This window comes from Microcoleus sp. N9_A1, assembly GCF_036701795.1.
GTDB lineage: Bacteria > Cyanobacteriota > Cyanobacteriia > Cyanobacteriales > Microcoleaceae > Microcoleus.
Map to the genome: position 1 here is coordinate 154,845 of NZ_JAUBRI010000003.1, position 22,625 is coordinate 177,469.

18 protein-coding genes are annotated in these 22,625 nt (G+C 44.8%); 10 read left to right on the forward strand and 8 right to left on the reverse strand.

Going from position 1 to position 22,625, the window contains the following annotated elements; all coding sequences use genetic code 11:
- Positions 1-53: 53 nt before the first annotated feature.
- From QUA58_RS02430 to QUA58_RS02465, 8 genes are all read left to right on the forward strand, one after another.
- Positions 54-1,205, forward strand: a complete 1,152-nt coding sequence (locus tag QUA58_RS02430) for a glycosyltransferase family 4 protein (protein WP_333250224.1) — start codon at positions 54-56, stop codon at positions 1,203-1,205.
- 92 nt (positions 1,206-1,297) lie between these two features.
- Positions 1,298-3,301 (forward strand): ABC transporter ATP-binding protein, encoded by a 2,004-nt coding sequence (locus tag QUA58_RS02435; protein ID WP_333250226.1) that lies wholly within the window; start codon positions 1,298-1,300, stop codon positions 3,299-3,301.
- Between the two features lie 63 nt (positions 3,302-3,364).
- Positions 3,365-4,606 carry a glycosyltransferase family 4 protein gene (locus tag QUA58_RS02440; RefSeq protein ID WP_333392894.1) on the forward strand — a complete coding sequence of 414 codons (1,242 nt, stop codon included), beginning with the start codon at positions 3,365-3,367 and terminating at the stop codon, positions 4,604-4,606.
- Between the two features lie 143 nt (positions 4,607-4,749).
- Positions 4,750-5,700 carry a glycosyltransferase family 10 domain-containing protein gene (locus tag QUA58_RS02445; RefSeq protein ID WP_333392896.1) on the forward strand — a complete coding sequence of 317 codons (951 nt, stop codon included), beginning with the start codon at positions 4,750-4,752 and terminating at the stop codon, positions 5,698-5,700.
- A gap of 11 nt (positions 5,701-5,711) precedes the next feature.
- Positions 5,712-6,812, forward strand: a complete 1,101-nt coding sequence (locus tag QUA58_RS02450; RefSeq protein WP_333392897.1) for a formylglycine-generating enzyme family protein — start codon at positions 5,712-5,714, stop codon at positions 6,810-6,812.
- A 123-nt stretch (positions 6,813-6,935) separates the two neighbouring features.
- On the forward strand, positions 6,936-7,910 hold the full coding sequence (locus QUA58_RS02455; RefSeq protein ID WP_333392898.1) for an Npun_R2821/Npun_R2822 family protein: 975 nt from the start codon (positions 6,936-6,938) through the stop codon (positions 7,908-7,910).
- A complete protein-coding gene (locus tag QUA58_RS02460) occupies positions 7,907-8,779 on the forward strand; it encodes an Npun_R2821/Npun_R2822 family protein (protein ID WP_333392899.1) in 873 nt (290 codons plus the stop codon). The genes QUA58_RS02455 and QUA58_RS02460 overlap by 4 nt, the downstream gene beginning before the upstream one ends.
- A gap of 291 nt (positions 8,780-9,070) precedes the next feature.
- On the forward strand, positions 9,071-10,093 hold the full coding sequence (locus tag QUA58_RS02465) for an Npun_R2821/Npun_R2822 family protein (protein WP_333392900.1): 1,023 nt from the start codon (positions 9,071-9,073) through the stop codon (positions 10,091-10,093).
- A 14-nt stretch (positions 10,094-10,107) separates the two neighbouring features.
- Here the strand turns inward: QUA58_RS02465 and QUA58_RS02470 are convergent, their stop codons facing one another.
- The 4 genes from QUA58_RS02470 to QUA58_RS02485 all read right to left on the reverse strand — a co-directional run bounded on the left by QUA58_RS02470 (position 10,108) and on the right by QUA58_RS02485 (position 15,075).
- Positions 10,108-11,058, reverse strand: a complete 951-nt coding sequence (locus QUA58_RS02470; protein ID WP_333392901.1) for an NAD-dependent epimerase/dehydratase family protein — start codon at positions 11,056-11,058, stop codon at positions 10,108-10,110.
- 178 nt (positions 11,059-11,236) lie between these two features.
- Positions 11,237-11,611, reverse strand: coding sequence for a hypothetical protein (locus QUA58_RS02475; RefSeq protein ID WP_333250241.1), 375 nt, complete (start codon positions 11,609-11,611; stop codon positions 11,237-11,239).
- A 163-nt stretch (positions 11,612-11,774) separates the two neighbouring features.
- Positions 11,775-13,451 carry an AarF/ABC1/UbiB kinase family protein gene (locus tag QUA58_RS02480; RefSeq protein ID WP_333250242.1) on the reverse strand — a complete coding sequence of 559 codons (1,677 nt, stop codon included), beginning with the start codon at positions 13,449-13,451 and terminating at the stop codon, positions 11,775-11,777.
- 466 nt (positions 13,452-13,917) lie between these two features.
- Positions 13,918-15,075 carry a DegT/DnrJ/EryC1/StrS family aminotransferase gene (locus QUA58_RS02485; protein WP_333392902.1) on the reverse strand — a complete coding sequence of 386 codons (1,158 nt, stop codon included), beginning with the start codon at positions 15,073-15,075 and terminating at the stop codon, positions 13,918-13,920.
- Positions 15,076-15,202: 127 nt separating this feature from the next.
- Here QUA58_RS02485 and QUA58_RS02490 point away from each other — a divergent pair, with 127 nt between their 5' ends.
- Positions 15,203-15,982, forward strand: a complete 780-nt coding sequence (locus QUA58_RS02490; RefSeq protein WP_333392903.1) for an ABC transporter permease — start codon at positions 15,203-15,205, stop codon at positions 15,980-15,982.
- A gap of 180 nt (positions 15,983-16,162) precedes the next feature.
- Positions 16,163-16,801 (forward strand): Uma2 family endonuclease, encoded by a 639-nt coding sequence (locus tag QUA58_RS02495; protein WP_333392904.1) that lies wholly within the window; start codon positions 16,163-16,165, stop codon positions 16,799-16,801.
- A 57-nt stretch (positions 16,802-16,858) separates the two neighbouring features.
- Here QUA58_RS02495 and QUA58_RS02500 read toward each other — a convergent pair whose 3' ends face one another.
- From QUA58_RS02500 to QUA58_RS02515, 4 genes are all read right to left on the reverse strand, one after another.
- Complete coding sequence (locus QUA58_RS02500) at positions 16,859-18,748, reverse strand: hypothetical protein (RefSeq protein ID WP_333392905.1); 1,890 nt, start codon at positions 18,746-18,748, stop codon at positions 16,859-16,861.
- A gap of 159 nt (positions 18,749-18,907) precedes the next feature.
- Positions 18,908-19,582, reverse strand: a complete 675-nt coding sequence (locus tag QUA58_RS02505; protein WP_333392906.1) for a nitroreductase family protein — start codon at positions 19,580-19,582, stop codon at positions 18,908-18,910.
- 163 nt (positions 19,583-19,745) lie between these two features.
- The gene (locus QUA58_RS02510) at positions 19,746-20,729 is read right to left on the reverse strand and encodes a GntR family transcriptional regulator (RefSeq protein WP_333250258.1); all 984 of its coding nucleotides are present in this window, start codon (positions 20,727-20,729) and stop codon (positions 19,746-19,748) included.
- Positions 20,730-20,938: 209 nt separating this feature from the next.
- Positions 20,939-22,546: an adenylate/guanylate cyclase domain-containing protein gene (locus QUA58_RS02515; RefSeq protein ID WP_333392907.1), complete on the reverse strand. Its 1,608-nt coding sequence runs from the start codon at positions 22,544-22,546 to the stop codon at positions 20,939-20,941.
- Positions 22,547-22,625 lie beyond the last annotated feature (79 nt).

Consider the following 22,625-nt stretch of genomic DNA (forward strand, 5'->3'; position numbering starts at 1 on the left):
CAAAAGCTCGGTTAAGCAGGAAAATTAAACAAATGTTTTAAACAAAATACTCAGTGAAAGTTTCATTAGTAGTGAGCGATTTGTCAGGAGGAGGTGCAATTCGTGCTTTTTTCTTAGCTCAAGTCTTGATAGAGCTTAAATGTGATGTAGAAGTTGTTGGGTTTCAGTTTGGCAAGGAATTGTATGCTAATCCTCCTAGAGACATCCCGGTATGTGCGATACCGGGTAAAAATTATCCGGGGTTTTTAATAGATGCTCAAAAACTTTGGAAAAAAATAGATGGGGATATTATTTATGCAGTCAAACCTAAACCTACAAGCTTTGGGTTATCACTGCTAAAAAAACTGGCGACTCGCCACTTTATAATTTTAGATATAGACGACTGGGAAATGAGCTGGTACGGCGGAGATGAATGGAAATACCGTCCATCTTTCAAACAACTTTATCGAGATATTTTTAAACACAATGGTTTATTGAGAGAACCAGATAATCCGCTCTATCTCAAGTGGATGGAAAGTCTCATTCACCGTGCTGATGCTGTCACCGTTGATACTGAGTTTTTAAAACAGCGTTTTGGTGGTGTATATTTGCCGAATGGTAAGGATACTGCAATGTTCGACCCTGCTAAATACAATCCTGAATTGAGCAGACAGTGTTACGGCTTGTCCGGGTATAGAGTTTTGATGTTTCCGGGGGCACCGCGACCTCATAAAGGCGTGGAGGATGTTTTGATGGCCCTCGAACAGTTAAATGAGCCCGATTTAAAATTAGCGATCGTCGGCGGGAGTCCTTATGATGATTATGATGATAAACTTGTGAAACAATGGGGGCGTTGGATTGTTAAACTGCCAAGGTTTCCAGTCGAGACGATGCCGTCCGTTGTAGCGGCGGCTCATGTTGTCGTTGTTCCTCAGCGAGAAACTCTCACAGCCGTGGCTCAGTTTCCACTCAAGCTGACAGATGGCATGGCAATGGCTAAGCCTGTTTTGTCTACGCGAGTGGGGGATATTCCAGCAATTTTAGGGGGAACGGGTTATTTAGTCGATCCGAGTTCTCCCGCTCAAATTTCACAAAAGATTCAATGGATATTTCAAAATTTGACAGCGGCTAATTTACAAGGAATGAAAGCTCGGGAAAGATGTATGAAAAAATATAGTATTCAAGCAATGAAACCGATTCTTTCAGATATAATCGCAGGTATGTAAATGTTATTTTAAAACCACTCACTGGAGGAAGAAAAACTGTCTATTATTAAAGAATATTTTGAGATGCCGTACTTTTTAGCTGGGAATGCTTCATGTCTGCCAATAAGCTACTCCTAAAATTTGCCAGACGATATCCCGGCAGGATTCTCTTAACTGTGATGCTGGGCTTTTCTGGCGCTTTATTTAACGGTATCAGCACTACTCTGATTGTACCAGTGCTTTTAAGTTTTTTAGAGGAAGCTATCGAGCTGCGTGGTGCTCCACCTCTAATTAAAACTTTGATGTATCCCTTTGAGGGAATGCCCGGAAATCAGCGTTTAATGCTGATGACCGGGGCGGTTGTGCTGGCAATTTTTTTAAAAAATGTTGCGAGTTATATCAATACTTTAGTGGCTACTTCTCTGACGCGCTCTCTGACTTTTGATTTGCGAGACGCAGGTTTGCGGTTGTTGTTAGAAGTAGATTTAGATTTTTACTCTAAAACTAAAGTCGGGGATTTAATTAATAGATTGGGCGGAGAGATTGGTCGGACTGCTAGTGCAGTTGGTACGGCCATCGGAATGTTTACTACCTCAATCACGGTTTTGGTTTTTGTGGGTCTGCTACTTTCGATCTCGTGGAAACTGACGGTGACAGCTACAGTTTTGCTGGCGTTAGTTGCTTGGGCAAATCAATATATTATTAACCGTTCCAAGCATTTTGGCCACCTGCTTTCTGAAATGTCGAAAGATTATTCGGTGAGGGTGCTGGAAACGATTACTGGGATTCGGCTGGTCAAGTCAACGGGGAACGAGGAAAGGGAGTATCAGCGGATCAAGCATTTAATTCAAAGGCGAGAACAAGCGGATTTTCAGGCTCAGGTAAATTATGCGGCGATCGCCCCAATTAACGAAGTTGTTAATTTGATAGTTATAATTTTGATTGTATTTATAGGTCGCACAATATTTGCGAATGAGATAGAGTCTATTGCTACAATTTTATTAACCTATTTATTGGTACTGTTTCGATTGATCCCTTTAATTTCACAGTTGAATAGCGGGCGCAGTCAATTTGCTAATACGTCGGCTAGTGTAGAGGTGGTTAATGATTTTTTGAGCTGCGAGGAAAAGCCATTTATGCTGAACGGTTCTGTGCCTTACACTCATTTGCGATCGGGAATTCATTTTAATAAAATATCTTTTAGTTATCCTAACCACAAAAATTTAGTTTTACAAGGAATTGATTTATTTCTACCTCACGGCACTACTTTGGCTTTGGTAGGAACTTCGGGTTCTGGCAAGTCAACTTTGGCAGATTTACTGCCGAGATTTTACGATCCTACTGAAGGTAATATCTCGATCGATGGCATGGATTTGCGCGATTTTGAGCTGAAAAGTCTGAGAAAAGCGATGGGTATTGTTAGCCAAGATACGTTTTTGTTTAATGCTTCAGTGCGCGAAAATATTGCTTACGCTAAGCCCGATGCGAGTCAGGCAGAAATTGTGGAAGCGGCGAAGGGAGCGAATGCTTACGAGTTTATCCAACTATTGCCGGATGGGTTGGATACTCAAATTGGCGATCGGGGCGTGATCTTATCGGGAGGGCAGCGTCAGAGAATTTCAATTGCTAGAGCCCTGCTGCAAAACCCGGAAATCTTAATTTTAGATGAGGCGACGAGTTCGCTGGATACGGTTTCGGAAAGGTACGTGCAAGCGGCGATCGAGAAATTGAGTTGCGATCGCACAACGTTGGTAATCGCCCACCGCCTCTCCACAGTCCAAAAAGCCAACAAAATCGCCGTGATTGATCGCGGACAAGTCGTAGAAATGGGCTCCCACGAAGAATTGCTAGCAAAAGGAGGTTACTACACTCGCTTGTATTCAGTGCAATTTGCCGAAGAAACCGCTCGCGATGAAGCTCTAATTAGAGGTTCTTACGAAATTCGCACTCGCCTGACTCCCATGATAGCTTACCTCAAAATGCTAGTAGATGAAATGGTAGACTCTCCCGAAGAAAGAGACGAGTTAATCAGAGAATCATTTCACTCTGCTGCTAATATTTTCACTACTTTAGAATTTATAGAAAAGACTATTAAGCGTCAGGCTGTTAAAAAGTAGTCAGTTGGCAGTAGTCATTAGTCAACTGTCTGCACAGTCAACAATTACCAATTACCAATTACCATGTCCAAATATTATGTATTTTTTACCAGAAATATCTTGCCGCAACCCAATGTAGCGAGCTTAGTTCAAGTTGCACACTCTGCCAATGCCACAGCAAACCTAGGTTATCCAGCAGTTTTGGTATACCTTCGTAAAGGCTGGAGTGCTTTGAATCCGGTTGATTTGCTTTTTCCTTTTCAACCCAGGAAACCCGATGACAAACTTGCCAAAATTTACAATATTCAAGATAAATTAAAAGTAGCAGATTTACCGATGCCGTGGCCGATCGACCGTTGGGACAGCAAGTGGACGAGTTCGAGTACAATAGTTTGCAAATACTACTTACCGATTCACCTGCTTAAATCGACTCAAATTGTCCACACCCGCGACTGGAACTTTGTCAAAGCAGCAGTTAAAAACGGAATTCCCGCTATCTACGAACAGCACCACCACGAAGACAAGCAATTTGAATCAGAAATTGTCCGCAATCCTCTGTTTCAGATTTCCGTAACTGTTGCCGATACAGTGCGAGACAGCATGATTTTGAATGGGATGCCGCCGGAAAAAGTAATTACGCTGCACAACGGTTTCAATCATTTGTTTCTCGCCAGACAAACAGAAGCCGCCCAGAATTGGCGACAGCAATTATTAGAAGATGACAGACAGCATTTAGCAGTTTATGCAGGCGGACTTTACCCGTTTAAAGGTGTCGATATGCTAGTGGATGTGGCCCTGGAGTCGCCGCGAGTTCAATTTGCGATCGCGGGCGGTGATTCATCCCAAGTAACAGCCTACCAGCAGTTAGCAAAATCCCAACAAGTTAACAACATTAAATTTCTCGGCTACCTCCCTCAAAATCAACTTGCTAGCTTGCTGCAAGCAGCCGATGTTTTGACTCACCCGCACTGTTTGACAGAGGCCGCGACGTTCACATCTCCTTTAAAATTCTTTGATTACATGGCATCGGGAACTCCGATTGTAGCGACGGAGATTGCATCTTTAATGGAATTTAAATCGGGAAATATAGCAGCAACTTGGTGCGAACCGGATAACCCGTACCAGTTCGCGCAAAGCATTCGAGATAGTTTAACTAAATATCCGAGGAAAAGCGAAGGCTATGCAGAAACAATGGATTTTGTCAAGAAATTTTCGTGGGAAAATAGAATAGAGAGAATTTTGAGTTATGTAGAAGAGTCACTGCGATATCCGATAATTCAAAATTCCGTAGGGGCGGGTTTTACCAACAATCATCGCCTCAAATAAACAATCTCATAAACCCGCCCTGCCAAACGCAAAAACCACATTTATTATTAGTAGGGGCGGGTTTTACCAACAATCATCGCCTCAAATTAATAATCTTATAAACCCGCCCCGCCCACAAGCAAAAACCCGATTTATTATTAGATATGAACCCAAAAATCATCGGCAGAATCACCACCTACCCCGGCATGAACCAAAGCGACTGGCTGTGGCAACAAACCCCCCACAACTTCGGCAACTGGCGTAACATTCAAATGCTAGCAAATCATCCAGAACCAGACTTTATACTCATGTATCAATTCGACTTTCCCAAACCTCCCAAAAATCAATCCTGGCTCAACAAAATTCGCCGTCCAAGCCCCCAAAGTTCTGAAAAAGACATTCGAGAAAAATTGCGCGGTGTCCCCAAGGAACGCATAATTTACCTAATCCGCGAGCCACCATTACCAGAAGTTATTGAAATTACCAAAGCCAACTACGAACAAGCCAAACTTTATTGCGGTTACGTTTCCGGGCCAGACGACTTCGCACCAAAACCCGATTATATGCCCGCGATTTGGTATCACTCTAACTCGTTTCGAGAACTCGATGAAATGCCTGCGCCGCCGAAAACTAAATCCTGTTCTTGGATTACTTCAGGTGTTAGCCGCACCGCCAATCACCGCCAGAGATTAGACTTGATCAAATTGCTGCAATCACAAGAATTGGATTTTGACCTTTACGGGCGAAACTTGCCAAATTGGGCGCGCGGGAACGGGACTGTCAACAATAAATGGCACGCTGTTGCACCCTACTATTACAACTTAGCTATTGAAAATTATGCAGAAAACGATTGGTATGTCAGCGAGAAGCTTTGGGATGCTTTGTTAGCTTGGTGTTTGCCAATTTATTACGGCGGTTCGGCGGCCGATAAATTGTTGCCGGCGGGGAGTTTTCTGCGGCTGCCGAGTTTGGATGAGAAAGGAGTAGAATTTATTAAAGAGGTTGTGGCTACTGCGGATTATTGGTATGAAGCGAGGGATAAAATTGCCGAAGCCAGACAAATCATTCTCCATGAATTAAACTTGCTCAATTGGCTGTCTAAGTTTGTATCTTAGGAAATAACATAATGACAGAAAACCCAAATCAACCCAGAGAATACGATGCCGTCAAGGGCGGTGAATCTCAAGTGCCATTAGCTGCGGCTGTTTTAGGCGGGATTCCCGGCGTTAAGAGTCGTTTGGCTTCACCGATTGTCGAGGTGAAAATTGCTGCACTGTCTGAAGCAATAAGATATGGAGATGTTGGTTTAGATTTGATCCTTGGGGCACTGCAAGATGAATTGCGACAGGTGAAGTTGGCAGCCTTTTTGGTGCTGAAGGATAGAGATGAACCAAATATAAAAAAGCAGTTACAAAAATATTTTCCTACTTTTGACTTTGATGCGATCACAGTAAATGCTAAAGGAAAAGAAAACAGTCGCTGCCGTTATTATGCTCACTTCTTCGCCGAAGACTTAGGGAATGGAGTTGTGCTGGAAATGGTTTATATTCCCGGAGGCACATTTATGATGGGTTCGCCTAAAAGTGAAGAAGGACGATATGATTACGAAAATCCGCAGCATCTAGTCACGGTACCGGCTTTTTTTGCAGGCAAATACCCCATCACCCAAGCACAGTGGGAAGCAGTAATGGGAAACAACCCATCTGGTTTCAAAGGTGAAAAACGTTGTGTAGAAAATGTATCGTGGGATGATGCCGTCGAATTCTGTGCCAAAGTCTCGCAAAAAAACGGGAAAAAATATCGCCTCCTGAGTGAAGCAGAATGGGAATACGCCTGTCGTGCGAAAACCACAACCGAATTTCATTTTGGAGAAAACATTACCCCGGATTTAGTAAATTATCACGGATATTACCCCTACGCAAACGCTCCCAAAGGACTTTCCCGCAAAGAAACAACCAATGTCGGGAGATTTCCCCCCAATGCCTTTGGACTGTACGATATGCACGGCAATGTTTGGGAATGGTGCAGCGATAGGTGGCACGAAAACTATAACGGCGCACCAACTGACGGAAGTTGCTGGGAAACGGGCACATCTGAATACCGTATGCTGCGTGGCGGTTCCTGGGACAACTATGCGGTCAATTGTCGCAGTGCCGATCGTAACTGGCTTTCGGCGGGCGGTCGCCGCAGGAAGATCGGTTTTCGCGTAGCTGTGGATTTGGCCTAGTCTCCGGTTTTCGGGTCTCTGCTTTAATCACCCGGGCTCGCCCTTCTCTACCATTTTACTAACTGATTCGGCGGTTGAAACCGCAACAACACAAACAAAGTCCGCCTTCGCGAGACTATAGATATGAATGGAATTTGCACGCTAGCCAACGATACAGTTTACGATCAACTAATTGCCTTGCTCAACAGTATTGAAATTATCTTAGGCTCAAATACTCCTGTCTGTATTTATCCTTTCGACGACCAAATAGAGCAAATCCAAGCTGAAATTGTTAACCGTCCCAACGTCTTTATTTATGAAGATAGCGCATCTATTCAGCGATGGGACAAATTCATGGAAGCAGCCGCACCCGAGCGTTTGAACCGCAAAAAATTCCGGCTTTACGGCGCACATCGGCGCTTTTGCGCTTTCGACGGCCCGTTTGACAAGTTTATCTACATGGATGCGGATACTTTGGTGATGAATTCCCTTGATGCGGTTTTTCAGAAGTTAGAGGAATCGGATTTTGTGGTTTATGATTTTCAATTTCGCGATCCAACTAAAGTATACAATATTCAGTCACAAAAACTCCTCGAACTTTTTGAGCAAAATCGGATCGAGTCGGAAATATTTTGTTCGGGATTTTACGCCAGCAAGCAAGGATTGTTTGAGCAAGATACTAGGGAATGGCTGTTAGCTCAACTGCAATCGGGCGAGGCGGAAATTCTCTATGAAGGTGCGGGAGAACAGCCGTTGCTCAATTATATGGTGATGAAAACGGGGATGAATAGCTATAATTTTGCTTATAGCCTCCCGGATGGCGAAAAAACTGGGTGTAGCGTCACTTCTAAACATTTTGAAGTGCAAGATAATATTTTGTACGACAAGGGAAACCGACTTATTTACATTCATTATATTGGTGTGCCGCCGGATTTAATTCGGAGAGTTTGTGCGGGGGAAAATATTGAGTTTCCCTATCGCGATTTGTTTCTGCATTACCGCTATCTCCGCGAACCGTCCCAGCGTCCGATTTTTGCCCAAGCGCCAAAGTCTTATACTGAGGTTTCTGGGGCGAATTTGCTACAAAGAGTGTTGAGAAGGTTGAGGATAAATGTATGAATCGCGGTATTTATATTGTTGCGAATGATAAAGTGATCGAAAGTGCGATCGCCCTTTTAAACAGCATACGTCTGTATAATTGTCAAGTACCTGTTTTTCTGATTCCCTTCGACGACAATTATCAGCAAGTCGCAGCCGCACTCAGCTTTCTCCACGGGGTGCGATTGTTCCCAAATCTGGAGTTTGTGGAACAGTTTACCAGAGAAATTGGCCAAACGTTCGATCGCACTTTTTTAGCCCTTCCCAACAAAATGCGGAAACTCTGCGCCTGGTTTGGCCCCCTTGACGAATTTCTGTACATCGATACCGATATCATCGTTTTTGAAGACATCGCAGCCAACTTAAACAAACTATCAGAAGTAGACTTTTTTTGCTGCGATTACCACCACCTCAGCGAAAAACTGCGAAATGTATTTTCACCCGCTGTAAAACAACAGAATATCTTTACCGACTCACAGCTTCAAGATGTATTCAACAGCGGTTTTTGGGCTTCTAGAAAAGGAACTATTACAGAAGCGCAAATGTATGAGATTTTGCGAGAATGTTCGCAGCATCGAGAATATTTTGACTTTACTCAAAATGTCACAGACCAACCTATACTAAATTATATCATTCTTCAATTGATTTCCAAACGCTGCAACCTTGTGAAAGATTCAGCAACCGAACCGGGAAGCTGGGCTGGTTCCAAGCATTTTCAAGAAATAGATTATGTTCTTTATGACAAAGGTAAAAGGTTAAAATATATTCACTGGGCTGGAATACCAATTAAATCGGGTAGTCCTTATTGGCAACTTTGGAAACATTATCGTTATCTCAATGAGGAAAAACCAAATTTAGTGCAAAAAATATTTCGGGTTTTCAGTAGGTGAGGATAAACTCCTATGTTGTATCATTATCAACAAGCTGGGAAGAACAGGCAAGATGCCTGTTCCACAATTCATAAATTTTGTTGTATTTTTAACACCAAACAAGCTTTGAATAACAGGCAAGATGCCTGTTCCACAATTCATAAGCTTTGTTGTGTTTTTAACACCAAACAAGCTTTGAATAACAGGCAAGATGCCTGTTCCACAATCAATTTTATTTCTTGTGGTGTGGGCATCTTGCCCGCACCTAAAAAGCAATATATATGCGCTGGGTTACTTATTCACTAAAAAACTATGACTGATGGCATTTATATTCTAGCAAACGATGTTGTGTTCGACCACTTAGTCGCTTTATTAAACAGTCTCGAAGTCAACGGGGCAAAAAATATTCCTGTTTGTATCATTCCCTATGATAATCGAATGAAAAAAGTGCAAGTAGAAATTGCAACTCGTCCTCATGTCACCCTGTTTGAAAATACCGATTCAATCATTTTCTGGGAAGACTTTGCGACTCAAGTTTGGAAAACCCATGCAAAAGCTCAAAAAGTTTGGCAAGCTAAAGGTTGGAAACCAGTTCAATGTTTGGAAATGCACCGAAAATTATGTTGTTTCGACGGCCCTTTTGATAAATATATCTATTTTGACGCAGACACTCTGTTAATGGGTTCTCTAGATTATATTTATCAAAAGCTTGATGATTTCGATTGGGTAGCAAACGATTTTCAATACAAATCTGACCTCAATTATATATTTGATTTATCGTCCCCCAAATTGCCCCAGATTTTAAATTTTGACGAACTGCAATCTCATACTTTTTGTGCGGGTTGGTTTGCGTCAAAAGCCGGGGTTTTGAATCAAAATAATTGCTCTCAACTTTTAGAAAAATTAACATCAGGAGAAGCGGAAATTATGTCTTTACGAGGCGCAGACCAATCTTTACTTAACTATTTAGTCGCCCGCAGCAAAATCTCTTTTTACAACTTTGCTTATCATCAACCTGCACTGGTAACGGGAAATCATTGGTCTTCTCAATTTGATGTGATAGATTATGTTCTGTACGATAAAGGGCGACGGTTGACTTATTTGCACTACATGAGTATTTCGGCTGCAAAGTTTAGTCGATTGTGTGCTGGCGAAGATGTGGAGATTCCCTACCGAGACGTATTTCTGCACTACCGATATTTGAATTCGCCGGAAACACAGCCCAAACTCGCGCCTCCAAATTTGTTGGTTCGCTTGGGGAGAAATCTCAAAACTTGGGGAATTCAAAAAATTAACAATGTTCAATTTAAGTTGCGGAATTTCTGGGATAAATAGTATCTAACTGTACTCTAACTGTACAAAGACTGAATCCACTCCCATTCGCGCCTTAAACCTTCTTCTAAGGCAACCTGCGGCTGATAACCTAAGATTTTCTGGGCTTTAGACACATCCGCGCTAGTGTGCCGCGCGTCTCCCCTCGCAGCTTCGGTAAAATCTATCCGAATAGGTCTCGCGACAATTCTCTCTATTGTATCAATAACTTCTTTCAAAACCACCCGACTTCCCCCACCAATATTAAAAACTTCCCCCGCAGCTTCCGCAACCTCAGCCGCCGCTAAATTCGCCGCAACGCAATCGCTGATAAACGTAAAATCCCGCGTTTGCAATCCGTCGCCGAAAATTGAAATCGCCTCATCAAACAAAATCGACTTAAAAAACTTGTGAAAAGCCATATCGGGGCGCTGTCTCGGCCCGTAAACAGTAAAATAGCGTAGGGAAGTAGTAGGAACGCCAAAATTTTTGTAATAAAGCCCGCACAAACGTTCACCGGCTAATTTCGTAATTCCGTAGGGAGAAACAGGCTGCGGACAAGCATTTTCATTCGTGGGAAAAGATTCAGCATTACCGTAAATTGAAGACGATGAAGCATACACAAACCTTTGCAAATTTGGCGCATCTTTTGCCGCTTCTAACAATACTTGGGTGCTGTTAATATTGCGTTCCGTATAACTGCGGAAACCGTCGCCCCAGCTAGCACGAACTCCTGCTTGCGCCGCCTGGTGAAAAATTACCTTAGCATCGGATAAAAGACCTCGCCAATTCAGAGACAAAATATCGCTTTCCACCAATTCAAAACCAGGATACTTATCAAATTGTGCAATATTCTTGCGCTTTAGAGCCGGATCGTAATAATCGTTGAACTCGTCAACACCTATCACTGTCTCCCCTCGATTTAAAAGAGTTTCTACTAGATTAGAGCCGATAAATCCTGCTGCACCCGTAACAATAAAATTACCCATTCGATTTTATATTTTATATTTTATATTTTATACAGAAATTCCTGCATAAATTGTGAGCCTCTTCTTTCTCTTCCTCTGCGTTCTCTGCGTCCTCTGCGGTTCAAAAAGCATCAAATTAGGATAACATTAGAGAACTATCAACCCCTTCCTTCTCAGAAAAGAGGTTGATAGCTAACTCTCATTGTTCAAAAGAATCCAGATCCAGCGCTTTGGAACCTCCGCGTTCTAACTCGATCAAAAGCTTACCTAGCTGAGTCCAAACTAGCCAGCCCGTGAGTAGCGTCAGTGGCAAAGCTAGGGCATAAGAAAGTAGTTTTGGAAAGCCAAAAATCTCCATTCCCGAAGCTAAAAATACGCAAATTCCGCCAGCCATTCCCAGAAAAGGCATCCGCAATGGCAGCCCTTGCAGGTTAGCCAAAGTGCGAGTAGAACGATTTTTAGACCACAGTTGTACGGATTGTTTGAGAGTTGCTTCAAATGCTACACCGGAGGCCATACCTGCTAGCAGTCCAGCCGACATTAAAAAATAGGGAGGCTCTGGAAAATAATACACGAATAATTCCTTAATTTGGGTAATTGGAAATTGGGAATTGAAAAATTGGGAATTGGGAATTGGGAATTGGGAATCGGGAATTGGGAATTGGCAAAAGTAGAATTATTTTTCTTCCTTCTTCCCTCTTCCTTCTTCCTTCTTCCTTCTTCCTTCTTCCTTCTAATTAAAGCCGAGTTAGCGCCGCTGCTCCTGCTGTGGAAAACTCCGTCAAAGCGCCTAGAGCAACGTTGAACAGGCGACCGGGCTGCAAATCTTCCTTGACTAAGTTCCACAGGCTGCGAACTTCTTCGGTGTGGATTCGATCGTCCTCAATCAAAGCTAACATTAGCTGGCGTCTCAAAAACGACCCTTCCTCTGACAGCAAAAATTGCAAGCCTAGTTGGGCGGTGGGGAGCAAGTCGAAACTGCGATCGGACCTAGCGATCGCGATCATCTCCTCCAACCTGTTCCACTGGAATTTGCCATCTTTGAATAATACCTCAATCAGACGCCGCCGCAGAGCCGGAGATTCTCCGTTCAACAAACGCCGCGCTACATAAGGATACGCCACCTCGACTATCTTGAAATCGGGATTCAGCGTCAGGGCCAAACCTTCTTCTGTCACCAGAGAGCGAATAATTAAGGCAAATTTCGCCGGCACCCGGAAAGGATAATCGTACATCAACTCCGAAAACTGGTCTGTAATCGTCTTGAAGTTAAAATCTGACACATTTTCGCCGACGATATCACCCAGTACAGATTCCAACGCCGGAACGATCGGCATAATATCTGTATCTGGAGTCAAAAAGCCCAGTTTGACAAAATCCTTGGCTAATTGTAAGTAATCTTTGTTGATCAAATGAACGACAGAATCAACCAAAGTTTCTTTAGTTGTTTCTTCCATCTGATCCATCATCCCAAAATCAATGTAAGCCATGCGGCCGTCCGCTAAGGCAAACAGATTTCCCGGATGGGGGTCAGCGTGAAAAAATCCGTGTTCCAGCAACTGCCGCAAACTGCTGCGGACTCCGACTTCAATTAAACTATCGGTATCCAAACCTGCGGCTTTAACACGTTCTATATCTGTCAGCTTGATGCCGTCAATCCATTCGAGAGTCAGAACGCAATTTGAAGTATAACGCCAGTAAATACTCGGAACTTTTACTGTCGGGTCATCGGCAAAATTTGTAGCAAATTTCTCGGCGTTGCGGCCTTCATTGATATAATCAATTTCCTCGAATAGTTTGATACCGAATTCATCGACTATTAAAGAGAGGTCGTGGCCGAGATTCAGCGGCAGCAACGGGCCCAACAATCCAGCCGCCCAGCGCATTAAATAAAGGTCAAGGCTCAAGACTGGCAGCAAATTCGGTCGCTGAACCTTGACTGCTACTGCTTCCCCGGTGAGGAGGCGAGCTCGGTAGACTTGACCAAGACTTGCTGCGGCGACAGGTTCGGGGGAGATTTCGCTATAGGTTTCGCTAATTTTGCGATCGAGTTCCGCTTCAATAATCTCGAAAGCGCGCACCGAGTCAAACGGCGGCAATTGATCCTGAAGTTTGATCAATTCTTGGAGAAAGTCTTTGCGGATCAAATCCGGTCTGGTAGAAAGGGCTTGGCCGACTTTAATGAAAGTGGGGCCCAAGCGAGTGAGTATTTGTCGCAGGTGGGCGGCCCGTTCCGGCTGGTGTGCTGCGACTTCGTGCTGCCAACTGTCCCACAGCATCCCCAGCACAAAGCCCGCAAAAGACCAAATAACGGTAATTGCTCGCCAAATTGCTTTCCAAGGACGGTTGCGGTAATACTGAGCGATCGCTTGTGGATCGTAGCGTCTAGCCTGAGTGAATTGATACTGAGGCACTCGTTTATTTTCCTCTTATCTTATGAAAATTACAGGTTAAATTGAGAATTGGGCCTAAAAGCATCGGCCAAAGAGGGCATCGGGCATCGGAAGTCTGGCATCGGAAGTCTGGCATCGGAAGTCGAAAGTTCCAACATTCTTTATTCTTCCTTCTTCCTTCTTCCTTCTTCCCTCTTCCTGACATCCGTTACATCCGTTACATCCGTCGAGCGAATCCGTTGCCGAACTTCCTTCTTCATCATTGACCGATCGCATTGCAAGTTTTAGGCGAGCGGAAAATGCACCCGTTCGAGGCGGATTGCTAGCCTAAATTTGTTTCTTTTCATTAAATATAGTACATAAAAGTACAAGTGATCGGTCAAAATACTTAACAGCTCTCCCTGACCGGTGCACATTCTCACAGCACTGCAACCCTGCAATTCTTTTCTCCTCCTGCATTTCCCTCGCTGATGCCATCGCACCAAAGCTACCGGATGCGATCGGCCTTTGCCAAGCAATCTTTCAGCCCATAAATCGTCCGCTCTTGTTGATCCCTCGACAGTTCCGGGAACATTGGCAAAGACAAGACTTCGCGACAAACTTGCTCAGCCTTTGGCAATTGACCTGCAGCATAGCCCAAAGATTTGTAAACAGGTTGCAGGTGCAAAGGTAACGGATAGTAAACCATCGAACCGATGCCAGCTTCCTGCAACTGAGCCCGCATCCAATCTCGAAAATCGCCAGAGGGATTTTGCGCCTCTTCTGGACTTGTCAGCCGGATCGTGTATTGATTCCAAACTCCTTTTGCTTCCGGCAATTCTTTGGGGACGGCAACTCCGGGCACGCGGGAGAGAAATTCGCTGTAAAGTGCCGCTTTCTCCTGCCGCTGGGCGTTCCAACTGTCGAGATACCGCAATTTAATGCTGAGAATCACCGCTTGCAGGGCATCTAAACGGCTGTTGTACCCGATTTCTTCGTAGAAATACCTAGAAGACTGTCCGTGTTCTTTGAGCACTCGCATCGAAGCTGCGAGGGCTGGATCGTTTGTCGTCACCGCGCCACCGTCACCGCAAGCGCCTAAATTTTTGGTCGGATAAAAACTGAAGCAGCCGACATGGCCGATGCTGCCGACTTTTCGAGACTGCCACTCGGCCCCGACAGACTGGGCGCAATCTTCAATTACGGCTAAATTGTGCCGAGTCGCAATTTCCATCAGCCGAGTCATGTCTACCGGTTGGCCGAAGATGTGGACGGGCATAATTGCCTTGGTTTTGTCGGTAATTGCCGCTTCGAGGAGTTCGACATCCAGATTAAAAGTCTCGCTGTCAATATCGACAAATACTGGAGTTGCGCCGACGGCGCTAATTGTCTCAGCCGAAGCAAAAAAGGTAAAAGGAGTGGTAATCACTTCATCGCCAGGGCCAATTTTGAGAGCTCGCAAGGCCAAAATCAGGGCATCGGTGCCGGAGTTGCAGCCAACGCACTCGGAAACGCCGATGTAGTCGGCGAACTCTCGTTCAAAACTCTTCACGGCTGGGCCGCCTACGTAGCCGCCAGAGGCAAGCACTTTTTGCACCGCAGCGGTTATCTCGTCGCCAATCTGCGCGTATTGGCGGGTTAAGTCGAGGGGGGGAACATTATTCACTCTTCACACCATAAATTTCAAGCATTATCAAAGCAAATTCTTGCAGCAAAACTGTTTCTCAGAAACCTTTATTGCAATATCTTATATTTGGACAGGCAAACAATCACATTATCGAAAGGGTGGGCCGGTGTTAATTCTGCTAGATTTTACAGATTTGGGTTGGGCTTTGGGGATGGTGGCGATCGCGATCGGGCTTTCGGCGTGGCAGGGATTGGGGCTGGAGGGGGCGATCGCGATCGCGGCGGGCCGCACTCTGATCCAGCTAATCCTAGTCGGCTACGTGCTGGCCGTCGTATTTGCCCCGGAGGGAAAAAATCCTTGGCTGGTTTTAGCAGTTTTAGCAATCATGCTGACAACAGCTAGCACGGTGGCTAGCAACCGCATCAGCAAAAAAATCAAGCACTTACTACCGTTAGTTTCGGGTTCGATTTTGATTAGTACGGCGTTTACTTTGGGCTATACAAACTTGCTAATTTTGCAACCTGACCCCTGGTACGAACCGCAGTATTTGATTCCCCTAGCGGGGATGATTTTGGGCAATGCGATGAACTCTGGGGCGATCGCCGGCGAAAGACTTGTCAGTACAGTTAATAGCAGCCAGTTAGAAATAGAAACCCATTTAAGTTTAGGATCGACCCCGCAGCAAGCAGTAAAGCAGTACCGCAAAGATGCGATCAAAGCTGGATTAATCCCGCTCTTAAATACAATGACGGTGGTAGGAATCGTAACTTTACCCGGAATGATGACTGGTCAAATGCTGAGCGGTATCAGTCCTCTCGATGCAGCATCTTACCAGATTTTGATTATGTTTGTGTTAGCGTTGGCAACTGTAATCGCAACTCTGCTGTTGACTGAGGGATTGTCCCGGAAGTTTTTTAATCAAGATGCACAATTGATAAAATGGTAATTGGGCGTTGGGCATTGGGCATTGGGCATTGGGCATTGGGCATTGATAATATAATGTAAGTAGGAACTTGCATTTGGCACTATTTTTAAGAACAGGCAAGATGCCTGTTCCACAAAGAGTGAGTTTTATTGTGGGGTGGCCCGAAGATCCCGCCCTGGCCATCACTAAGGATAAACAGCCATGATTCCAACTCCCAATCCACCAGTAACCTTTGAAGAATTTGTCGAATGGAAACCAGAAAACCGACGTTACGAACTGCACAACGGAGGGATTATTGAAATAGCCCAGCCACCGGGAAAACATGAAGAAGTTATGGGTTTCTTAGCCTCGGAATTAACTCTTGAATTTGTCAGGCTAAACCTTCCGTACCTAATCCCAAAACAAGCATTAGTTAAGCCACCAAAACAAGAATCCGCTTATTCTCCAGATATTTTGATATTAAACCGCCCAAATTTAGCATCAGAACCTATGTGGAAAAAATTCTCAACCGTGACTCAAGGGGCATCAATTCCGCTGGTTATAGAAGTCGTTAGCACGAATTGGCAAGATGACTACATCAAAAAAGTAGGGGAATATGAACTAATTGGGATTCCTGAATACTGGATTGTGGATTATCTCGGTTTGGGCGGCCGCAGGTTTATCGGGAATCCCAAGCAACCGACTATTTCGATTTATCGGTTGGTTGATGATGAGTATGAAGTTAGTCAATTTCGGGGAGATGAGACAATCGAGTCGCCCACTTTTCCTGAGTTGAATTTGACGGCGCAACAAGTTTTTCAAGCGGGATTGACTGCGGGTGAAATTGCTGGGGGTGCGTGAGTGTAAATATTGCTCAGTATGACAAATTTTTCGCTCTCACGCACCCTACAACTACAACTACTTCGGTTCGTGACTCCCAATCCGCTTGCCTTCGCCATCGTACACCTGCATCGGGATTTTGGCGTTTTCGGCGATCGCCTCCAAGGCCTTTTGCAATGTTTCAACGTGCTTTTCTACAGCTTGGCGAGTCTTCACAGCATTGTTGTTGTTTGCTTGGATGAAGGTTTGTTGCAGTTTCTGCACGTAATCTGGAGTCATCTGCACCGCAATCAAACCTTTGCTAACAGTATAGTCGCAAATCTTGGGGTTGCCCTTACAAGTTCTATCTAAATCGGTGCGGGCTTTTTGCAGGTTTCTTTCTTCCTGTAACCTTACTTCTGCTTGCTGCAATGAAGTTTTGTAGGAAGCGAGCAGCGGTTGGGCTTTCTGAGAATATGAAGTTGCCGCCGGCACTTGCTCCGCGTAACTCAGAGCTCTCCGCCAGGATTCTGATGCTTTAAACCAGGCGTTTTTGCCCTCAAAAATTTGAGCTTCCGCTGCTAAAGTCACAGCTTGAGTATACGCATTTTCCGAAATTCCTTCGACATTTTTGCGCTCGCGAGCTTCTGAAAGTTTGGTTTCGTATTTGGGAACTAACAGTTTAGCTTGTTGGTAAGATGTCGTGTTCGTGGGAATTTCTGATAGGATGTCGAGGGATTCTTCCCAACCTGCTTGCACTTGAGCCCAAGTCTCGGCTGTCTGAGCTACTGCTTCGCGAGCTTCTGCTATTTGGGCTGTATTTTTGGCGGCGAGCAGTGTTTTTTCGGCTTGTTTCTCTGTGCTTAACTGCCGATTTCCAGTTGCTACATTCTTCCGGTATTCTTTTGACTTTCTTTGAGCAAAGGGATAAGCTGGGCTGTCTGGGGGGATTTCTCCGAGCTCGGCGATCGCACTTTGCCACAGAGCTTGCGCTTCCTGCCCGTTCTCGGCAGAATAAGGCGGATTTTGGGTTTTCTGGGTTGCTGACTGTGCGAGGCGCGCTGCATCGATCGCAGAGTTTAAATTCTGATTTTGCTTCCGGTAGTTTTCCAGGGCGCTTTGAGCTTCACCGCGATGAATTGACCAGGAGGGAATCGGTTCCAAAAGGGCGATCGCCTGTTTTAACTGTCGCTGCGCTTCTTGGGGGCTGTTGGCAACTTTTGACGTTTTCAGCGTCTTCGTCGAATTCTCGCTCAACTGTTTGGCATTAGCTAAAGCAGGACATCCTCCGATGACGCAGGGCCGGCTCAGCATATAATAACCGCCTGCCAAAACTAGCGCGGCGACACTGATGATTCCTGCTGCAGCCAGCATCGCCAACGGTGAATGCTTGGGTTTTTGGGCAACTGTGACCACTTCCATATCCAGCGGATTGAAGGGATTGTCTCCAATATCTGCCGGGATTGCAGCTACCCTAAAGGCGATCGGCTCGGAATTGCTGGAACTCTCAGGCAAATTGGGGAAATATTCTTCATCCCACGCATCTTGCCCATCCATTTCTAATGGTATCTCCTCCTCTACATCCGCCGTCTGGGCCACATTTTTTGTTAAGACTATCCCGGTTTCTTCTGCCGGGGTATTCTCCGTTTTTTTGAACAACTGCACTGTTTTTGGTCTTGACAAAACAGGGTTGTGCATGGCAAAAGAATGGAAAGCATAAGGCTGTTTTTGCCCGGTAATTTTTAGGCAAAGTCCAATCTGTTGAATTGATTCTGGTTCAATTTCGAGAATTGCTGCTTCTAGCACCGCAAAAGTCGGTTTTGCTTTGAGAACTAAACTGCGCGGGTGTTCTCCCACAACCGTTAAAGATTCATCTCGAAAATCGCAACTAATATAAAGCGGTAAATTTTTAAATCCGGCTGCTTGTAAGTGCTGCTGCAATTTTACTTCTAGAATTTGTGCGTTGCTTTGTCGCGTTGCTACTGTCATATTTTTTCCTCTCTCTGAACTCACCACTTTCGATTTTAGATTTTGAATTTTAGATTTGAGATTGCGGAACTGTCGGGATTTTTGATTTGTTTGAACTTGGGCACCGATTCATTCCAAATCTTAACTCTTAAAATTCAAGTTTCCACAAAATCTCAACTCTCAAATCTCAACTTGCAACGCCTTTCCATAACTTTCGCTGTAATAAACTTGAGTCACGTCAAAACGCCCGCCGTATTGTTTTAAAGGTTCTGCTGCATAACCGAGCGGCAGCAAACAGCAAACATCTACTTCTTCGGGAATTTGAAAGGCTTCTTTCACCTTAGCGCTGACAAAACCTTCCATCGGACAACTATCTACCCCAAAACTTTTAGCTGCAATCATTAAGTGGGCTACTGCGAGCATTGTATGTCTGTTTGTCCAAGCTTCTAGGGAGTCGAAGCAGGGACGGTTCTCGAACAATTGCGGGATTGCTTGCCGCATATAACCGGCTAAATTGTCATTCATTGCGCCTGTGGCTTTGCCCAATTCGATGACGGCTTCGGTGTTTTCGGGCCCGGCAGCGCGTCGATCGCCACAACAGATTAATACTGTTGGGGCTTCTACCACTTGGCGCTGATCGAAGGCGCAAGCTTTTAATTTTTCCTTGCTGGCTGGGTCTTGAAGTACGATAAACCGCCAAGGCTGCAAGTTGTAACCAGAGGGCGATCGCACTCCCAAGCGCAAAATCTCTGCCAATATTGCTGGGGGAATCGGATCGGGTTTGAAACTGCGCGCGGCCCGTCGGCTTTCGATCGCCGTTTTAACATTAATTGAAGGTTGGATTTCAATTGGCATGGATAATTGGTAATTACTAATGGGTAATTGGTAATGGGTAATCGAGAATTGAGAATTGGTTATTGGAAATTAGAACAACAACTATCAACTGCTAGCTGTCAACTATCAACTGCTAGCTGTCAACTGTCAACTGTCAACTGTCAACTGTCAACTGTCAACTGACTTACCCCAAGCCCAACTCGCGCTTGAGCAAATTAATCGACTTAGAGCCGATGTAATTTTCGGAGCATATCAGTTGCGGGGGACGAATAATATCTTCTCTAGCCGCATTGATGGCAGCTTTTACTGTAGCAAAACTCGGTTGATCGCAAAAAATTGTTCTGGCCGATCGCACGATCGAGTTAATCTTGTACTCGTCTGACACCAAAGCCGTCATCACCAGCAAATCCTCTCCCCGGATGCTGTGGATGATGACTTCGGTCGATCGTAGCATTCCCGGACTCAGGCTAACGAGACCCAAATAACTGTCTTTCGGCAAACCCCCGACTAGCTGGATTTCCTGGCTGTAGTCGTAGATGTCTACAGGAATAACTCGCACAGAACGCGGTGCCGAAATCGATTCTGCTTCTCCGATAAAATATCGACTCGTGATCACAGTTCCCGAAGAGATTTGATCCAAAAAAGTACCTAGCTGTTCCATCGGCACTAACTGTATGGGAATACGAAGAGCTTGTTCGAGTTCTTTCGCCATCAGTTCACCCACGCCGATGTCTTCTGTGGGGGCTGTGACGACCACGCGGGCGCTGCACCTGAGCCGCCAGTCAATTTCGGCCAAAAATAATTCCCTCGCTTGGTTGAGCGTACAGCCCTGTCCCAGCAGTTGATCGATACTTCCTTGCACTATTTTGTTGGCAAGGGGATATTCTTCGAGGATCGGAGATTTGAGTTTGTTGCCGTGTTCGTTGCCTTGAGCGCGGACGTAAATGCCCGATCCTGCTTGGGCTTCTACGAGTCCGGTATTTTCGAGCTGGCGGTATACTTTGCTGATGGTGTTGCGGTGCAAACCTGTCTGCATGGCTAGCTGTCTGGTGCTGGGCAAGCGGTGTCCGGGCGGAAATTGTCGCGAGGCGATCGCAAACCTGATTTGATTGAATAGTTGGGTGGATGCTGGAATATCGCTATCGGTTTGAATATGAAATTGAACCATTATTAAAGGCTCCGACGACTTCAACTTAGTATTTTTATAACGTCGAGTACCGCGCCTAGGATTGCTCGGATATCTCTGTCTATAGCATAATCTTATTTGGTTGATCTGCAGCAGCCGTTCTACCACAGGACGATCGCGCCGAAGAAGGGATTAATCGCAGCCTCGGGAATTTCCCTCAACAATCAGGTACTTTCCAGTTTTAGTTTTATTCACTCTTCGATTTTGAGCTCGCTTGCTATTTTTCTACCCGTCAGGAAATAAGTTTGCATTTGCCCTTTACCTTTAATCTCAATCTCGCCACGATCTTCAAATTCATATTTATCCTGCAGCAACTCATAAGTATAGTGACTGACTTGAATGCGACCTGGTATGCCGTGAGATTCCATGCGGCTGGCTGTATTCACGGCATTTCCCCACAAATCGTAAATGAATTTTTTAGTGCCGATTACCCCCGCTACCACCGGGCCGCTATTAATCCCGATGCGGAGGTCAAATTTCGCGTCTAGCTTCACATTTAATTCTTTAATTGCTGCTAGCATATCCAGCCCCATTTCGGCGATCGCCTCTGCATGGTCTGGACGTTCAATGGGAAGACCGGCTGCTACCATGTAAGCATCCCCGATTGTCTTGATTTTTTCTAAGCCGTGCTTCTCACTCAGTTGGTCAAAAGCTGAGAAAATTTCATTCAACAAGTACACTAATTTAGTGGCGGACATGGTGGTAGAAATTTGGGTAAAATTCACCAAGTCAGCAAAAAGAATTGTGGCTTTTTCAAACTTGTCTGCAATTACCCCCGGTTCGTGCTTCAACCGATCGACGATCGGTTCGGGCAAAATATTTAGCAGTAAAGTTTCAGTTTTTTTCTGTTCTTTCCTGAGTGCAGATTCGATCTGCCTGCGCTTAGTTATATCATGAAAAAACACAGAAATGCCGTCGTGAGAAGGAAAAACCCTGACTTCCAACCACACTTTTAAGGGACGATAATATTTTTCAAAAGCCACTCCAATTTGTTTGGCTACAGCTTCATGATACTCTTTATAAAAATCAGAATTTACGAATTCAGGAAACTCTTCCCAAAAATTTTTACCATAAAGTTCTTCCTGCGAGCGCTTCAAAAATTGGGACCCTTTGTAATTGATGTAAGTAAATCGCCACTGAGTGTCGAAAGCAAAAAAAGCATCGCTCATGCCTTCTAAAAAATTGACAATTTGCTCGTCGGTAGAACGGAGTTTCTCTTCTACTTGTTTGTTCTTGATCTGTGCACGCTTTAATTTAGTCAGATTTATTCGCAACTCCATGTGGTTGATAATTTGCCGTCCTAAAGTCCGCAGCGCTTCTAGCTGTTGTGGGGTGAGATTACGAGGAACTGTATCTATCGCGCACAAAGTGCCGATCGGATAACCGTCAGGAGTTACTAGCGGGGCTCCAGCATAAAATCGAATATTTGGATCGGAAGTTACTAGCGGATTTCCGACAAAGCGATCGTCATCTAGAGCATTGGGTATAACTAGCAATTCGTTGGGATTTAAAATAGCGTGGGCGCAAAAAGCTGACTCTCTCGGAGTTTCGGGCGCTTCCAGACCTACTTTTGATTTAAACCACTGTCGGTTAGAATCTATTAAGCTTACTAAAGCAATAGGAGTGCCGCAAATATAGGAGGCTAAAGCTGTTAGATCATCAAAAGCTGCTTCGGCTTCTGTGTCGAGAATGTTGTAGCGGTGAAGTGCTTCTAGCCTCTCTTCTTCGTTGCTGGGCAAAGGTGCAGCTTGCATCGGAGGCCGCGAGGATACAGGTTTGCGAATGCGTGGAGGCCTCATTCCTAATAATTTTCTGACTTGCGAGACCAATTTTTTAACTAATATCAAAAGACTTTTTTGCCAACCTTTATTCATCTTT

What these genes read in the sequence shown, in the direction of transcription:
- QUA58_RS02455 (WP_333392898.1), top strand. Translation starts at nt 6,936, where the DNA reads ATGAATGGAATTTGCACGCTAGCCAACGATACAGTTTACGATCAACTA.
- QUA58_RS02495 (WP_333392904.1), top strand. Translation starts at nt 16,163, where the DNA reads ATGATTCCAACTCCCAATCCACCAGTAACCTTTGAAGAATTTGTCGAA.
- QUA58_RS02440 (WP_333392894.1), top strand. Translation starts at nt 3,365, where the DNA reads ATGTCCAAATATTATGTATTTTTTACCAGAAATATCTTGCCGCAACCC.
- QUA58_RS02435 (WP_333250226.1), top strand. Translation starts at nt 1,298, where the DNA reads ATGTCTGCCAATAAGCTACTCCTAAAATTTGCCAGACGATATCCCGGC.
- QUA58_RS02450 (WP_333392897.1), top strand. Translation starts at nt 5,712, where the DNA reads ATGACAGAAAACCCAAATCAACCCAGAGAATACGATGCCGTCAAGGGC.
- QUA58_RS02470 (WP_333392901.1), bottom strand. Translation starts at nt 11,058, where the DNA reads ATGGGTAATTTTATTGTTACGGGTGCAGCAGGATTTATCGGCTCTAAT.
- QUA58_RS02465 (WP_333392900.1), top strand. Translation starts at nt 9,071, where the DNA reads ATGACTGATGGCATTTATATTCTAGCAAACGATGTTGTGTTCGACCAC.
- QUA58_RS02515 (WP_333392907.1), bottom strand. Translation starts at nt 22,546, where the DNA reads ATGAGGCCTCCACGCATTCGCAAACCTGTATCCTCGCGGCCTCCGATG.
- QUA58_RS02500 (WP_333392905.1), bottom strand. Translation starts at nt 18,748, where the DNA reads ATGACAGTAGCAACGCGACAAAGCAACGCACAAATTCTAGAAGTAAAA.
- QUA58_RS02505 (WP_333392906.1), bottom strand. Translation starts at nt 19,582, where the DNA reads ATGCCAATTGAAATCCAACCTTCAATTAATGTTAAAACGGCGATCGAA.
- QUA58_RS02445 (WP_333392896.1), top strand. Translation starts at nt 4,750, where the DNA reads ATGAACCCAAAAATCATCGGCAGAATCACCACCTACCCCGGCATGAAC.
- QUA58_RS02460 (WP_333392899.1), top strand. Translation starts at nt 7,907, where the DNA reads ATGAATCGCGGTATTTATATTGTTGCGAATGATAAAGTGATCGAAAGT.
- QUA58_RS02510 (WP_333250258.1), bottom strand. Translation starts at nt 20,729, where the DNA reads ATGGTTCAATTTCATATTCAAACCGATAGCGATATTCCAGCATCCACC.